Genomic DNA, 15,475 nt, shown 5'->3' with positions numbered 1-15,475 from the left:
TGAAAAAGTTTACCTCCAGAACCAATAGTTTCTGAAAGTAAACTTAATACTGATTTTAGAGTACTAGTGGTTTCCAATCATTTTTTAAATACCTCAGCGCTTCTTCTAAGGCTTGTTTTGAAGGTTTCGGGTTAAAACCTAATTCTTCTCTAGATTTTTGAAGGTCATAATCTTGTTTTAAACCGTAAAACATGGTTACATATTGGCGCTGTAATAAGGGCTCTTTTCCTGTTAGTTTACTACTCCATTCCATAAGAGCTGCCACGGTATATAAAAGCCATTTGGGTATTTTTTTGGGGGTCTTAAGCTTTAATTCTGGATACAGATTTGCGGCAATGGCTACACTTTCTTGCAAGGTAGTATGCGTTTCATTGGCGAGAATATAGCGCTCTAAATGGCGTCCTTTATTCATAGCTTTATACGCTCCAAGCGCAACATCTTTTACAGAAATCCAATTTAGGGTTACGTTGGTATCTACAGGTATTTCACCTTTTAAAATTTGAAGGACTAGGTTATTGGTATAACTTAGTTTAAAAGCTTCTGCGCCAATCATGGCGGAAGGGAGCACCACAACAGTTCTTATACCATACTTTTCGCCTAAAGCCACTGCTAATTGATCGGAATCATTTTTCGAATTATAATACCAATTCCTACGGTCTTTATTATACCCGTTGGTTACCGATGCAGGCAGTGTTGTAAAATCTAAAGAGGCTACAGAACTAATATATACAATGTTTTTAATGCCGCATTCCTTGGCTATATCAAACACATTTCGTGTGCCTTGAACGTTGGTGTCATAGATATCTTTTTTAGGGTTTTTGGCCCACATGCTAAAATTTGCAGCTACGGCATAAAGGTTGGTAACTCCTTTAAAAGCTTTACGCAAGGAATCGCTGTCAGTGATATCTGCTTCAACAACTTCACAAGCTACTCCTTTAAAAGGGGATAGATTTTTTAGGTTTCTAACGCTTGCGCGTACGTTGTGGTTTTCTGCGACTAAAAGTCGGACTAAATTGTTGCCTAAATGACCATTTGCTCCGGTTACTAATGAAATTTCTTTGCTCATACTATTCTTAAATTTATGAAAGTAAATTTCAATGAAATTCAAGAGATCAAAAATAACATTTGTTAGAAAGCAATTTGTTTTCGGATTCTACTCAAAGACTGCGGTTCTATTCCTAAAAAAGAAGCAATATTATCTATAGATACTTGTAAGGCCAGTTTAGGGTTTTGTGCAACAAATTTTAGATACCGTTCTTTGGCTGTTAAGATTTGAAAATCTTTTACACGTTCTAATTTGCAATTTAAATGTTCATTGGTAATAATGTTTACAGCATCTGTCCAAAAAGAGCTCTTTTCTTGTAAAGAATCAAAGTCCGTCTTAGCAATTTTTAATATGGTACATGGTGTAATAGTTTCGTAATAATCTGTAGTAGGAGTTTGAGTCATAAAACTTTCTAGTGACGTAAAAAAATCATGTTCAGCAACAAGATGTTGAATAACAATTTTACCATCTATATTTTGAAACCCTTTTACAATACCTTTACTCAGAAAGTACAGGTAGCGTTCTATACTCCCTGAAGCTAAAAGAGGAGTTTGCGCGGGTACTTCCTCTTTTGTGAAATATGTATGGAGCAATTCAATATCTGTGGAGCTAATAGGAACACGTGCTTTTAAATAAGACTGTAAATTCTTCATGGTAGTAGATGTAATTGAAACTTAAAAATAGTATTAAATAAAGAAACTCAGCATATACAAGCTATTCTTATTCTTTTACAGTAATGACACAAGGGTTTTGAATGCATTCCGCTTGTTGTGCTATATAGTGTAGCCATGCTTCTTTTGAGGGTATGGCACCAAACTGATCCCAAGCAGCACCTGTATAATAAGAAATACCTGTTTGTGGTTTAGCTTGCAGGAGGCTCACCAAATGATTATTGATCGTGTCAATTTTTACAATAGCATCTGGCGCTGCAATAAAACCAGTACCCAAGTTTCCTTTGCCTTCTCCTAAAGATTCCCAACTCGCTAGCCAACCTAAATCTTGTTCAATTCTGGTGTAGGAATCATCACGTTGTACAAAACCTACCGCATGGGTATATCCTAGAGCGGCAATATCCGTAGTATAGGTACTTTCAATTTTATTAAAATAATGACCAGCATCCAAGGTTACTCTTTTGATTTCTAAAAGATCATCATCTAGAGTCCATCCTGTAAATTTTAATTCAAAGACCGTACGAATAGGACCATTTGCAATAATGTGTTGATCATAAAAAGCATTTGAAAAATAAATAGAATCGTTTGTGAAAATTCCTGTACCGCCACACCCTTGGTTCTTTCCAGAACTATAATGATCTGCACCGTAGCCTGTATCTACATGGTAACTCTGCGAAGGGGCATACCATTTTTCTATTAGGATTTCAGGAACCCGTTTACACCAAACATCCATAGCAATTCCGGTACCTTGCTTTAATGCTCGCTCTTGACCGTAAAACCGATAACCAATAAAATCATTCTCCCAAGTAAAATCTTCCATACCTTCAGGTGTAGGGAGATAAGCAGCAGCTACTATAGCAGAAGTAACAGCAGCTTTATTAAAGAGACTAAGTTCAAAGCTTCTTTGTTCATTTGGAGCAAAATCACTTTGAAAAATAAATTCTTCTGGATCGCCATCTTCATTATAATCCATGGCTTGTGTGGTTAAAAAAGTATGAGTCTTCAAATCTTCAACTTGAATATGAGTAAGCGTAGCATTTGTAAAATGGGCTTTAATAAAAGGGGCACTTAAGGTTATGGTTTCATTGGTTCTTATGATGGGTAGTGGGTTTTCTACCATAATAGCTATCGTAACATTTTCCTGTGGCGAAGCGTTTTGAGGATAGGTACACTGTAGCGCCGATAGTAAAAGAAGTAGGAATAGCGCTGATTTCATGAAAATACGTTCATCATTTCTGAATTTTGAGCTATGAATATAGTCTTTTCTACTTTTAAGGGCGGTAATTAAAAACTACAATTTTTGAGAATATTGTTTATAATCTTCAATGTATCGTAGAATGAAGTGCTTAATAATTACATATATTAGTGGTGTACTATTTTACCTACGAAACAAATACATAGTTACGTCATAATTTGGCGATCTTATGGAGGGTGAAATGACGTGATCCAAGAAGTAACAACTGCATGTATAACGTAAAAGCACCCTAAAAATGGAATTTAAAATAGTTTCAACAGACGAAGAATATGAATGTACCGATACCCTTATTCAGAAAGCATATCATTCAAAAAAATTAATAGAAGAAGGAGATTTTACCCATATTAATAGGGTGAAGAAACATAGTTTTATTAGAGCCTATGGTAGAAAAGGCGAGCATCCTATTATCACATGTTCCGCCATCATTAGCTCCAAAAAAGAAGAACTGCCTAGCTCAGATATCTATGCAGAAGAAATAACAGAACTTCTAAAAGCAAAAGAGTTTGTTGCAGAAGTTTGTCTGCTTGCAGATTGCAGAAAAATACCTAGATATAGTGATCTTTTAAATTTACTTTCCCTCTTGAGTTCAGAGAGCCTAAAAAGGGGAGTCACCAATGTAATTCTCTCCGTACACCCCAATTCATGTAATTTTTATGAGAGTTTTTTCAATTGTATAAAACTTGGTACTGAAAAGGAATACGAAAAACTTTCAGAGGCTCCTGCGCAATTAATGTATTGCGATTTAAATATGATTGACGCAGAACACTTCCCGAACCTATTTAGAGAAACCATCTACAAATACTACAATGCATAAACAGACCATTACAAGGTGTTTAGATCAGCTGGCCGCAAGTAAAAATATAGTGTATCCAGAAACTACAGAGGAGATAAAAGAGATTATAATGTATTGCAATACAAATGCTTGTAGTTTTTATCCAGTTTCATCAGGTAATAACTGGGGGTATGGAAGTAGTTTTCCGTCTGATGAAAATACTCCAATTGTAATGAATTTGTCAAAAATGCCAGGGGTCATCAGCTTTGATGCTGAAGAGGGGTTATTGACGTTTGGACCTGGTTTAACCCAAGAAAAACTCTATAATTATTTAAAAGCTAATTCTTATGAGTTTATGGTGCCAGTAACTGGGGCAGGGCCAGAGGCAAATATTATGGGAAATGCTTTAGAGCGAGGATTTGGAATTACTCCAATTCATGATCATGTAGCATCCGTACGTTCCTTAAAAGCAATTTTACCCGATGGGAGTACCTACCAATCTCCTTTTTCTGAATTAGGACTATCACAATTAGACAAACATCATAAATGGGGAGTGGGGCCTAATTTTGATTATATTTTCTTTCAATCCAATTTTGGGGTTGTTTACGAAATGACCATAAAGCTAGAGCGTACGCCAGATAAAATTGTACTATTTACGATGGCTATTTCTAATGAAGCGCTAGACGAGTGTTTATTAAAATTGAAGGAAATAAAAGAATCGTATAAAGGTTTCATTTCGGGGATTAACCTAATGAATACCCGTAGGATGTTGGCAATGAAAAGCAATTACCTGTTAGAGGAACAAGGTTATTGCGCTGAAGATAAAATACAAAAGCTTAAAACGGCCCATAAGTTAGAAGATTGGACTGTTATGGGGGCAATCTATGGCTCAAAAGGAATTAGAGCGACCATAAAAAAAGAGTTAAAAAAGGCATTGAGAGGTATTGGAACAAAAAAGCGCTACATAGCTTCTAACAATGTTATAATTAATAAAAGTTGGCTAGGGAAGCTCTTTGTTGATGCTGAGGACCTAAAAAAAATAAAAGAAGGCTTCTCCATTTTAAAAGGAAAACCTTCTAGATATCCTCTTAATTTAATATACTCTCTATCGGATATAGCTGATGGAGACAAAAAATACAATCCATTAAAGGATCATATAGGAATTTTATGGTACGCACCAGTTTTACCATTTAAAATTGCTATTATTAATGAATATATGGTGGGTATCTATAAAATATTTGAAGCGTTTAACATAGAACCTATGGTAACCTTAACCATTCAGAATGAAAATATCATAGCATCTACCATACCAATTTTGTTTAATAAAAAAGAAAAGGAAGCCGTAGCAAATGCCCATGACTTATATAGACGTTTATTAGCATTCTCATTAGAACTTGGCATTTATCCATATCGGTTGCCCACCATTTTTCAGAAGGACTATGTAGATCGTGTCAACTGGAAAGATAGTCTCGCAGGGAAACTGAAAAACAAACTAGATCCGAATAATATCGTAGCCCCAAATCGTTATTCAGAATAAGCACTGGAGAATATGAAAGAGGCCAAAAGCATCATACTTTAATTGGGTAGCTGAAGATCAATGTATATTTAAATTGAATAATTTTCTGCTATATTAGTATTTTCTATAAAGAACTTATAAGCTATAATAGCTTATAAAACATCGGTAGTGAATGCTGCCAATACTATGTAAAAGAAACAAAAACTTGAATTCTCATGAGAAAACTATTAGTTCTTACTGCTATATTGGTACTATCTTCTATAGCATCACCGTTGTTTGCCCAGCAAGACAATTTTATTGAGCAGTATGTAGAGCGATTAGAAAACTCAAGGAAATACTTACTTCTTGTGGCAGAAACAATGCCCGAAGAGAACTACACATTTAAGCCCACACCAGAATCCTTAAGTTTTGAAGAGCATTTAATGCATATTGCTTGGGCAATGGATTGGCATAGTGAGTCGCTATTAGGAGGCAGAGCTGCAAGAGATTGGGATACAGATACAACCCTTAAGGTAGCCGATAAATCTAAGGCAGAGATGATGGCTACTATTGATAAAACATTTGATACGGCAATAACATTTATCAACCATTTTGAACTGGTTAAATTAGAAGACCGATTAGATTATTTTGGAGCAGATAGAACAAAGAGGCAAATTCTGTTATTGTTAAGTGATCATATCACTCACCATAGGGCTCAGATGCTCGTCTATATGCGATTGAACCAACTGGTACCACCTAGATATGTTTTATTTCAATAATTAATTTCAAGAATTTTTGGATGGATGGATTTGCAGATTGGATCAATGGATTTATAAAAACGAATTTTAAAAGAAAATTTTTACTATTAATTGCAGTACCTTTTTTATTAAGTTCCTTGTTTATAATAGACTTTTTGCTCTTACCCGAGCATCATCAGACAGAAAGTTTACGGAATACGGAATGGATATTTTTACCAAACCATTCCATAGCTTCTAAAGAAAGAAGCAAACACATGGGCTATAATTACACTACCGAAAATGATTATAAATTTTCTACGTTACGGACAAAAATTGAAAGCTCCTATATTGAAATAACCAGTAGCCCAATATTTAAAACAGTAAAGACCGTTATCGTAGAAGGTAAAGAAATTGCTATTCAGTCCGGTTTAAATGGCGTACTGGGTGTATTGATGATTTCAGGGAACCTCATCCTGCTAATTTCGGGCAGTTATGTACTCTTGAAACAAGATATATCACAAAATGCGAGATTAAACTTGAGCTTTTTAAGCCTATTTCTTTTTGCTATTTGGGGGTATGCGCTTGTAGAATATGGATAATCTAAATAGGATTTAAAGGAAATTTCTTAAAAATAGCATCGTACATCTATTCATAGTCGCTTTTAAAATATGCAAATAACCCCTACCAACTCTATAGTATTTATTGGCATCATTTCAATAATCACCTATTGTTTTGTAAAAAGACTATCTCCTGAAAAAGGCTGGTTTACCTATTTTTACAGTGGATTACTCTTAGTTTTTATCAATTTTATCTTTCTTTTTTTTAGTAATTTTTTCTTGACTACGGTACAAAACACATTTAAATCTCTGGTTGCAGGAGAAAATTATACCGCTAGAGTGATTAATATAACTATAGATGAAACGACGTATAATTCTAAAGGAGATTCCTATATTCCCACCATACGTTTTACTACTATTGAGGGAAAAACATTAGAAAGAAAATTAGAGATCTCAACGTCTGAAATTCAAGAAGGAGATAAGCTAAGCATTAATTATCATAAGATTACCGATACGGTTATTATAAAAGTAAAGTTTTTTACAAGCAAACTATTAAGAAGCTTTTTATTCTTTCTTGTGTTTATCTTTTTTGTAATTGGTCAACTATTATTTGCTTTTAATAGGGATATGACTTGGTATTTTAATGGTGTAAAGGTGGTAGTTTTTTATTTTCTTATTCCTTTAATCATGATAGCTTTTGATGCCTTATTAGTAAATGGACTTTTTCAAGGCGGTAATATTTCTGCACTTAGTATCCTTATAATCATGTTTTTTATTTTTGTACTGAGCGTATCAATACTAGGTTATTTTAAAGTGATTTTATCCAGAGGAACTCCTAAAATAAAACAAGTAGGACCCAATAAATGGGTTGGTGATTGGGAAGATAAAGAGAAAGATAAGTAAGAGGCTTAGTACCCATGAAGCGGAAGCTAATACAATTCTCAATGGCAAACTGACTTCCTATTCAAAAATCTCATCGATAGAATTCTTCTTTTGGTATAGGAAATAGGGCAGAACTTCTATTCCGTTTACTAGATACGCGTATAAGTTTCAATTTTGAAGTGTAAATTAAAAATCACTCCATATGAAACTATATACATTTATAGCATCGCTACTGTTTAGCTTGGGCATTTTTGCTCAAGAGCAGCCTAATACTTCAGATGCTAAGGTTTGGACCTTAGAAGAATGTATAGCTTATGCATTAGCGCATAACATTACGATACAACAAGCCAACATTAATAAGCAATTAACAGAGGTAGCTTTAATGGAGTCTAAATCTTCTCGTTTACCTAGTCTATCAGGGACAGCAAGTCAGAACCTTACCAATGGGAATACGATTGATCCTATTACGAGCGATTTTGTTTCGCAGCAGATAAACTCCACAAGCCTTTCTTTAAATACGTCCGTAACACTATTTCAAGGCAATCAGATCAACAATCAAATTAAACAAAGTAAACTGCTCGTAGATCAGTATCAGTTATACGCGCAAGAGTCTCAGAACAACATCACCTTAAATATTACTGAAGCCTACATTCAATTGTTATATGCGAAAGAGGCTATAAAGATTGCAGAAAACAATGTAAGCACTTCTCAGAAAGAAGAAGAGAGAGCAAAGGCACTTTTTGATGCGGGATCCATAGCTATACGTGATTATACAGATGCTAAATCTCAAACCGCTACAAACAACTATAATTTAATAGCGGCTAAAAATACCTATGATCTACAATTACTGAGTTTAAAGCAACTCTTAGAACTCTCATCAACGGATAGTTTTGCTATTGTAGATGGGGTAGAATATTTGCCAGAGAATGTTCCTGAACTACAAGAAGTATATGCAGAAGCCGTAGCTATACTTCCAGAAATAAATGCCAGTAAAACAAATGTTTTGGTATCAGAAAAAGCCTTAGATATTGCAAAAGGTGGATACTTGCCCACCTTATCACTTACGGGGAGTTTAGGATCAGGATATACGTCTACGCAAGCTTTAAATTTTACCGATCAGTTTGATGGCAACTTTAACCAACGGGTAGGTTTATCCTTAAACGTTCCCATATTTAATAAGAATAAAACAAAAGCAGCCGTTCAAGAAGCACAATTAAATATAGACAATGCAGCCTTGCAATTAGCGCAAGAAGAGAAAGACTTGTATGTGAAAGTAGAAACGGCGTGGAAAAACACTATAGCCACTCAGAGTCAGTTAAACGCGGCCTATATTGCCCGTAATGCGGCAAAAGAATCCTATAGATTGGCACAGAAACAATATGAATTGGGAGCATTGAGTACTACAGATTTAATCTTGAGTCAGAATACCTATACCAATACAGAACAAAATTACATACAAGCAAAATATTTAAACTTATTGTACAATCAATTATTACAATTTTATCAAGGAAACCAAATAAGCATTTAATCATATGAAAAATAATAAAACAAAAAAATGGATTGGAGCTGCAGTTGTTATCGCGCTTGGTTTAGGAAGTTATTTCTTCTTTTTTGCTGGGACAGGTAACGCTGAAGTGCAGGTACTAACGGTAAATGCAACCAAGGGAGATGTTACGACTATGGTGACCGCTACAGGAACAATAGAGCCCGTAAAACAAGTAGATGTGGGTACACAAGTATCTGGAGTGGTAGAAAAGATCTATGTAGATTATAACAGTGTGGTTACCGAAGGGCAACTTATTGCCGAATTGGATAAGACCACTTTACAATCTACATTAATCAAGCAACAGGCTAATTATAATAAATCGGTAAACGATAGAAATTATCAGAAGACTATTTATGACCGTCAGAAAGTATTGTACGACAATCAGGTAATTAGCAAATCTGATTATGATGAAGCCTTGTATAATTATGAGGTAGCTAAGAATACCGTTTCAGAAACCTATTCTGATTATCAGAATGCAAAAACAAACTTGAGTTACGCTAATATCTATTCTCCTATAAACGGAGTAGTGTTGTCTAGAGATGTAGATGAAGGGCAAACGGTAGCAGCAAGTTATAGCACGCCTACCTTATTTACGATTGCCAAAGATTTAACAGAAATGCAAGTAGAAGCAGCTGTAGATGAAGCAGATATAGGACAAGTAAAAGAGGGGCAGCGTGTAAGTTTTACAGTAGATGCGTATCAAGGTGAAGAGTTTGAGGGTACCGTTACTCAAGTCCGTCTTAACCCAACCACTACTTCCAATGTAGTGACCTATACGGTAGTTATTAAGGCAGACAATCCAGACTTAAAATTAAAGCCAGGCTTAACCGCTACAATTTCTATATATACGGTAGAATTGAAAGAGGTACTTACGGTAGCGGCAAAGGCAGTTAATTTTAAACCGAATCAAGAATTGATGCAAGCGTATGAGCTGCAAAAAGGAATAACGCATACACCACCTGCACAAGGTAAGAAAGCAGCTCCTGAAGAGAAGCCGGTAGTATTATGGGTGAATACCAATGGAAATATTAAGCCGCAGCCAGTAACCTTAGGCGTTAGTGACGGCGTAAATGTAGAGATAATAGAAGGTGTTACTGCAAATGATGTAATTGTATATCAAATGAAATATGCGTCTGGGGCCACTACAGGAAAGGCAAGTGGAGATAGTGAGAGTCCGTTTATGCCTACAAAACCACCAGGAGGAGGTGGAAAACGATAAAAGATAAGCGTATGAAAAAGATAGCCATACAAATAGATGATTTAAAAAGGGAATTTAAAATGGGGGATGAGGTTGTTCATGCCCTAAGAGGAGTTTCTTTTACGATAGACGAAGGAGAATTTGTTACCATTATGGGAACAAGTGGCTCGGGAAAAAGTACCATGCTTAATACCTTAGGCTGTTTAGACCAACCTACATCAGGAAGTTATAAGATAGATGGGGTATCGGTAAAGGAATTAGATAAAAATCAACTGGCTAAAATTAGAAATGAAAAAATAGGTTTTATTTTTCAGTCCTACAATCTCTTACCACGAACAACGGCTTTAGAGAACGTAGAATTGCCATTGCTATACAATCCATCTGTATCAACAGAAGAACGCAAAGAAAGAGCCTTAGAGGCCTTAGGGAAAGTGGGTTTGTCAGAACGTTTGCATCATACACCTTCACAATTATCAGGAGGGCAACAGCAACGTGTGGCTATAGCCAGATCATTAGTGAATAATCCTATTGTGTTATTAGCAGATGAGGCTTCGGGGAATTTAGATACCCGCACTTCCTATGAGATTATTGCACTTTTTCAAGAACTGAATCGCCAGGGGAAAACCATCATTTTTGTAACTCACGAGCCAGATATCGCCTCTTTTAGTACGCGTACCATTGTATTAAAAGATGGGCAGATTATAAAAGACGAAAAGAATACCAACATTAAGAATGCTAAAGAAGAATTAGCAGCGATCCCAAAAGAAGATTGATATGAGAATTCTAAATTTATTAAAAATATCATTTAAAGCGATTATCTTAAATAAGGTACGGGCTTTGCTGACCATGTTAGGGGTTATCATTGGTGTGGCTTCCGTGATTGCCATGCTGGCCATTGGTGAAGGCTCTAAACAGAGTATTAAAACGCAAATATCTAATATGGGATCTAATATGATTACCATAAGACCTTATGCCGAACGGAAAGCAGGAGTACGTTTAGACCGCAGTGAAATGCAATCGCTTACGCTTGATGATTATGAGAAAATAGCATCAGAAGCCAGTTTACTAACCTATGTTTCTCCGCAGGTAGATGGTAACGGTCAAGTGATTAATGGAGCCGAAAACTGGCCTTCTAGTATTTATGGGGTGAATCCGGACTATTTGGCCATCAAAGTGTGGGAAATAGAAAATGGAAGTATGTTTACCGATGCTGAGGTTTCTTCGGCAGCAAAGGTTGCTGTTATTGGACAAACGGTCGTAGAGAATGTATTTACGAATGGAGAAGATCCGGTAGGGAAGATGATTCGGTTTAACAATATCCCCTTTATGGTGATTGGCGTATTGGCTGAAAAGGGAGAAAATACTTTTGGTCAAGATCAAGACGATGTGGTTCTTGCTCCGTATACTACGGTGCAAAAACGTATTTTAGCGATAGACTATTTACAATCTATAATTGCTTCTGCCGTCAGTGAAGATCAATCTGCAGATGCGGTAACTGAGGTCACTAAAATTATGGATGAAGCACATGGTTTGCAAAGTGGAGCCACTGCAGATTATGAAGTACGTTCTATGGAAGAATTAATTTCTACCTTTAGTGCTACCAGTGAGATGTTAACGGTATTGTTAGTAGCTATTGCAAGTATCTCCTTATTAATTGGAGGTATTGGGATCATGAACATTATGTATGTTTCTGTAAAAGAACGCACCAGGGAGATAGGCTTACGATTGGCAGTAGGTGCAAAAGGAGCCGATATCTTGATGCAATTTCTAATCGAAGCGATATTAATTAGTATTACAGGTGGAATTATTGGGGTAGTTTTAGGACTAAGCACTACTTTTATCATAGAAACAGTATTGCATTGGCCTACAAGTGTTACGGCATCGTCTATAATAATCTCTTTTGCGGTATGTGCCGTAACAGGTATATTCTTTGGATGGTACCCCGCACGTAAAGCAGCAGCCTTAGATCCTATAGCAGCAATGAGATATGAATAATAGATTTTTTAATATGCCCATAAATAATAAAGTACTACTACCTGTATTGCATGTTCTAGCATGGTTTATCTTGTTTAGTTTGCCTTATTTTTTACTTACGTTAGATGCTACACAAGATCAAGTGTTATTAAAGACTTTTATACGCTCTTGGGTGCACTTATTCTTCTATGGAATTATATTTTATATCAATTACCTGTATCTTATTGATAAGCTTTTGTTCTCTAATAAATTGCTGCAGTTTATTGGCATTAACGTGATTATTATCGGGGTTTCTATTATGTTGAGAGAACACTTAAAAGCTTCTTATTTTGACCAATGGCTGGACCTTAGTAGTGAAGAGACTAGAAAAATGCCACGTAAAGAAATGTCTATCTATTTTAATATTATAGCAACCATCGTTCCTATAGCCTTCGCTGTAGCTTTAAAAACTACGGAGCGCTGGGTGAAAATAGAAAAAGCAACTAAAGAGGCGGCAACCTTAAAATTACAAACAGAGATTCAGCATTTGCGCTACCAATTACAGCCGCATTTTTTCTTTAATTCTTTAAATAATATCTATTCTCTGGTAGACGTTGCACCAGAGCAAGCCAAATCTACCTTACATAGTTTAAGTAAGTTGATGCGTTACTTGTTGTATGAAACCAATACTAGTGTAATTGCTTTGAGTAAGGAAATAGATTTTTTGAAGAAGTATATAGATTTGATGGAGTTACGTACCTCAGATAAAACAAAGATTAGTTATAGTTTTCCGTTGGAAGAAACACAAATACAAATAGCGCCTTTGTTATTTATATCGCTTATAGAAAATGCCTTTAAACACGGAGTTTCGGCAACCCAAGAGAGTGAGATTAAAATAGCCTTGACTACTGAACATAATTTGGTTATTTTTAAAATTGAGAATACAAATTTTCCTAAAACGACGACCGATAAAAGTGGTTCGGGGATAGGCTTACAGAACCTTAAGAAAGGTTTGGCACTTTTGTATGCCGATAAATATACTTTTGAGACGCAATTAAAAGATGGTATTTATAGTGTAGATTTAAGAATAGAAACCTAAGAGATGAGTGTAATTACCTGTATTATAGTAGATGATGAACCTATGGCACTAAATTTAGTGGAGTCCTATGTTTCAAAAACACCATTTCTGCAACTTAAAAAAAAATGCAGCAGTGCATTGGAAGCTTTAGATTACTTAAATGAAGTGCCGGTAGATTTAATTTTCTTAGACATTCAAATGCCAGATTTAACGGGCTTAGAGTTTTCTAAAATGCTTCCTAAAAATACGCGATTTATTCTTACTACGGCTTTTGATCAATATGCTTTAGAAGGGTTTAAGGTAGAAGCTTTAGATTATTTATTAAAACCTTTTGATTATGCAGAGTTTTTAACTGCAGCAAATAAAGCGAAGGTCTGGTTTGATCTATCAAAAAAGCAAACGGTACCGGTATCAGTGGTGCCAGAATTAAAAGAGCAGCCAGAAAAAGAATTTCTTTTTGTAAAATCTGAGTACAAACAATTGCGGATTAAATTAGCGGATGTATTGTATTTTGAAGGCTTAAAAGATTACATCAAAATTTGGATTAAAGACAATCCAAAAGCAATTTTAACATTGATGAGCTTAAAGTCGCTCGAAGAGGAACTTCCCGAACAGAGTTTTATGCGGGTACACCGCTCCTTTATTGTTTCGTTAAAGAATATTGACGTTGTTGAACGGAGTCAGATCCTCATAAACAACCAACGTATTACCGTATCGGAGCAATATAAAAGTAAATTTTTAGACTATATAAATGCCAATTCTCTAAACTTGTAATTCCCTTTTTTTCTTATTCTTTCTAAATGCATTGTAAAGTGCACTAGAACTCTAGTGGCTAATTTTAAGATTAGTACTATTGTTTTTTAAGATTGATATTAAAAAGGATTGTGAGCACCTAATTTAATATATATGAAGCTATTCCGTAAACTAAGAAGAAATCTGATTGCCTTGGGTAAGGTAAAATCCTATATTGTTTATGCTTTTGGGGAGATTGTATTGATTGTCATTGGGATCTTGATTGCTTGGAAAATAGGCGATTTAAATGAGATCCGAAAAAACAATATTGTAGAGCAGAAAGTATATAAAAGTTTAAATGAGGAGCTGAATACCAACTTGAGAATATTAAATGGATTGGTAGCAGAATATCCGCGCGCTATAGTTCGGTTAGAAAACACTTTGAATTATGTTGGGTATACAGAAGATAAAATTACTCAAGGTGCCAAAGACACTATCATCAATGTATTAGATAAAGAAGTAAGTTTATTAGATGGTTCTATAAATTCCATCATTAATACCACAAAGTTTGAGTTTATTGAGAGTGCAGATTTGAAAGATTTAATCATCATGTATCCAAACAAGATTCAGAATTTTAAAGAACAAGATGCTAAGATTAAGCTCATTGTAGCAAACCGACTCAAACCAGTATTAGAAAAGTACATTTCGTTGGTTGATATGTTGCCCTATACGGATCCAAAATACGATAGTATCCGAAAGTATGGAGCCAAATCTGATTATATTGGCTTGTTGTCGGATAAAGAATACCAGAATAGTATTATAGATCGCATGTTACAAACACAAATTCAGTTTGACCATGCAAAGAGTCTCCGCAGTAAAACTAAAATCCTTATCAATACCCTAGCTGAAGAGCTAGACTAGCTTTAAGGCGATTGCTGAGGTTTTTTACTTTAGATTATTTATTAGTAATATGTAATACAGTAAGGAAGGAATAGACAGGCCTTTTTGAAAGTACAATAGTGTTGTGTTGTCACTTCGAGTGAATGATGAAGTAGCGCTAGCGGATGCATGATTAGTATCGAGAAGTTGTCGTTTTTCAAAAGTTCTCGATACAATTTTCTATCGAAAATTACTCGAACTGACATTTGTTTTTATAGTATTAAGTAGATAGTATTTAGTACGAAGTATTGAGTATTAAGTAATAAGGGTAGGAGCAGCTATGTGTACTAAATATAAAACAAAACTACGCTGTCACTTCGAGTGAATTATAAAGTAGCGATAGCGGATGCGTAATTAGTATCGAGAAGTATTCCGGTATTAAAAAGTTCTCGATACAATTTTCTACCGAAAATCACTCGAACTGACATTTGTTTTTATAGTATTAAGTAGATAGTATTTAGTACGAAGTATTGAGTATTAAGTAATAAGGGTAGGAGCAGCTATGTGTACTAATTATAAAACAAAACTACGCTGTCACTTCGAGTGAATGATGCCATAGCGAAGCGGATGCATCATTAGTATCGAGAAGTTGTCGTGCTTCAAAAGTTCTCGATA

At 35.3% G+C, this 15,475-nt stretch carries 15 protein-coding genes; 12 read left to right on the top strand and 3 right to left on the bottom strand.

Annotation, left to right across the window (positions count from 1 at the left end; translation table 11 throughout):
- Positions 1-55: 55 nt before the first annotated feature.
- From M666_RS16610 to M666_RS16600, 3 genes are all read right to left on the bottom strand, one after another.
- Entirely contained in the window at positions 56-1,066 is a 1,011-nt protein-coding gene (locus M666_RS16610) for an NAD-dependent epimerase/dehydratase family protein (RefSeq protein ID WP_029446776.1), read from the bottom strand.
- Positions 1,067-1,128: 62 nt separating this feature from the next.
- Positions 1,129-1,698 (bottom strand): Crp/Fnr family transcriptional regulator, encoded by a 570-nt coding sequence (locus M666_RS16605; RefSeq protein ID WP_029446775.1) that lies wholly within the window; start codon positions 1,696-1,698, stop codon positions 1,129-1,131.
- A 67-nt stretch (positions 1,699-1,765) separates the two neighbouring features.
- Positions 1,766-2,932, bottom strand: a complete 1,167-nt coding sequence (locus M666_RS16600) for a DUF4861 family protein (RefSeq protein ID WP_029446774.1) — start codon at positions 2,930-2,932, stop codon at positions 1,766-1,768.
- A gap of 274 nt (positions 2,933-3,206) precedes the next feature.
- Between M666_RS16600 and M666_RS16595 the strand changes: the two genes are divergently transcribed.
- From M666_RS16595 to M666_RS16540, 12 genes are all read left to right on the top strand, one after another.
- Positions 3,207-3,785, top strand: a complete 579-nt coding sequence (locus M666_RS16595) for an N-acyl amino acid synthase FeeM domain-containing protein (RefSeq protein ID WP_029446773.1) — start codon at positions 3,207-3,209, stop codon at positions 3,783-3,785.
- The gene (locus M666_RS16590) at positions 3,778-5,280 is read left to right on the top strand and encodes an FAD-binding oxidoreductase (RefSeq protein WP_029446772.1); all 1,503 of its coding nucleotides are present in this window, start codon (positions 3,778-3,780) and stop codon (positions 5,278-5,280) included. Before M666_RS16595 ends, M666_RS16590 begins: the two co-directional genes overlap by 8 nt.
- A gap of 194 nt (positions 5,281-5,474) precedes the next feature.
- On the top strand, positions 5,475-6,017 hold the full coding sequence (locus M666_RS16585) for a DinB family protein (protein WP_029446771.1): 543 nt from the start codon (positions 5,475-5,477) through the stop codon (positions 6,015-6,017).
- Between the two features lie 20 nt (positions 6,018-6,037).
- Positions 6,038-6,574: a hypothetical protein gene (locus tag M666_RS16580; RefSeq protein ID WP_029446770.1), complete on the top strand. Its 537-nt coding sequence runs from the start codon at positions 6,038-6,040 to the stop codon at positions 6,572-6,574.
- A gap of 69 nt (positions 6,575-6,643) precedes the next feature.
- A complete protein-coding gene (locus M666_RS16575; RefSeq protein WP_029446769.1) occupies positions 6,644-7,435 on the top strand; it encodes a hypothetical protein in 792 nt (263 codons plus the stop codon).
- Between the two features lie 181 nt (positions 7,436-7,616).
- Positions 7,617-8,942 carry a TolC family protein gene (locus M666_RS16570; RefSeq protein ID WP_029446768.1) on the top strand — a complete coding sequence of 442 codons (1,326 nt, stop codon included), beginning with the start codon at positions 7,617-7,619 and terminating at the stop codon, positions 8,940-8,942.
- A 4-nt stretch (positions 8,943-8,946) separates the two neighbouring features.
- Positions 8,947-10,179, top strand: coding sequence for an efflux RND transporter periplasmic adaptor subunit (locus M666_RS16565; RefSeq protein WP_029446767.1), 1,233 nt, complete (start codon positions 8,947-8,949; stop codon positions 10,177-10,179).
- Between the two features lie 11 nt (positions 10,180-10,190).
- Positions 10,191-10,931 carry an ABC transporter ATP-binding protein gene (locus M666_RS16560; RefSeq protein WP_029446766.1) on the top strand — a complete coding sequence of 247 codons (741 nt, stop codon included), beginning with the start codon at positions 10,191-10,193 and terminating at the stop codon, positions 10,929-10,931.
- A gap of 1 nt (position 10,932) precedes the next feature.
- Positions 10,933-12,153, top strand: a complete 1,221-nt coding sequence (locus tag M666_RS16555; protein WP_024481114.1) for an ABC transporter permease — start codon at positions 10,933-10,935, stop codon at positions 12,151-12,153.
- Entirely contained in the window at positions 12,146-13,210 is a 1,065-nt protein-coding gene (locus M666_RS16550) for a sensor histidine kinase (protein ID WP_226989923.1), read from the top strand. Before M666_RS16555 ends, M666_RS16550 begins: the two co-directional genes overlap by 8 nt.
- A gap of 3 nt (positions 13,211-13,213) precedes the next feature.
- Positions 13,214-13,963, top strand: coding sequence for a LytR/AlgR family response regulator transcription factor (locus M666_RS16545; protein ID WP_029446764.1), 750 nt, complete (start codon positions 13,214-13,216; stop codon positions 13,961-13,963).
- Positions 13,964-14,095: 132 nt separating this feature from the next.
- Positions 14,096-14,842, top strand: coding sequence for a hypothetical protein (locus M666_RS16540; protein WP_029446763.1), 747 nt, complete (start codon positions 14,096-14,098; stop codon positions 14,840-14,842).
- Positions 14,843-15,475: the final 633 nt, after the last annotated feature.

It is taken from the genome of Cellulophaga baltica 18, assembly GCF_000468615.2.
GTDB lineage: Bacteria > Bacteroidota > Bacteroidia > Flavobacteriales > Flavobacteriaceae > Cellulophaga > Cellulophaga baltica.
This window is presented reverse-complemented; position numbering and strand designations above follow the sequence as displayed.

Bases quoted from the DNA above. Each gene is read 5' to 3' on its own strand.
- M666_RS16550 (WP_226989923.1), top strand. From the start codon at position 12,146: ATGAATAATAGATTTTTTAATATGCCCATAAATAATAAAGTACTACTA.
- M666_RS16540 (WP_029446763.1), top strand. From the start codon at position 14,096: ATGAAGCTATTCCGTAAACTAAGAAGAAATCTGATTGCCTTGGGTAAG.
- M666_RS16590 (WP_029446772.1), top strand. From the start codon at position 3,778: ATGCATAAACAGACCATTACAAGGTGTTTAGATCAGCTGGCCGCAAGT.
- M666_RS16560 (WP_029446766.1), top strand. From the start codon at position 10,191: ATGAAAAAGATAGCCATACAAATAGATGATTTAAAAAGGGAATTTAAA.
- M666_RS16555 (WP_024481114.1), top strand. From the start codon at position 10,933: ATGAGAATTCTAAATTTATTAAAAATATCATTTAAAGCGATTATCTTA.
- M666_RS16570 (WP_029446768.1), top strand. From the start codon at position 7,617: ATGAAACTATATACATTTATAGCATCGCTACTGTTTAGCTTGGGCATT.
- M666_RS16595 (WP_029446773.1), top strand. From the start codon at position 3,207: ATGGAATTTAAAATAGTTTCAACAGACGAAGAATATGAATGTACCGAT.
- M666_RS16575 (WP_029446769.1), top strand. From the start codon at position 6,644: ATGCAAATAACCCCTACCAACTCTATAGTATTTATTGGCATCATTTCA.
- M666_RS16585 (WP_029446771.1), top strand. From the start codon at position 5,475: ATGAGAAAACTATTAGTTCTTACTGCTATATTGGTACTATCTTCTATA.
- M666_RS16600 (WP_029446774.1), bottom strand. From the start codon at position 2,932: ATGAAATCAGCGCTATTCCTACTTCTTTTACTATCGGCGCTACAGTGT.
- M666_RS16565 (WP_029446767.1), top strand. From the start codon at position 8,947: ATGAAAAATAATAAAACAAAAAAATGGATTGGAGCTGCAGTTGTTATC.
- M666_RS16605 (WP_029446775.1), bottom strand. From the start codon at position 1,698: ATGAAGAATTTACAGTCTTATTTAAAAGCACGTGTTCCTATTAGCTCC.
- M666_RS16545 (WP_029446764.1), top strand. From the start codon at position 13,214: ATGAGTGTAATTACCTGTATTATAGTAGATGATGAACCTATGGCACTA.
- M666_RS16610 (WP_029446776.1), bottom strand. From the start codon at position 1,066: ATGAGCAAAGAAATTTCATTAGTAACCGGAGCAAATGGTCATTTAGGC.
- M666_RS16580 (WP_029446770.1), top strand. From the start codon at position 6,038: ATGGATGGATTTGCAGATTGGATCAATGGATTTATAAAAACGAATTTT.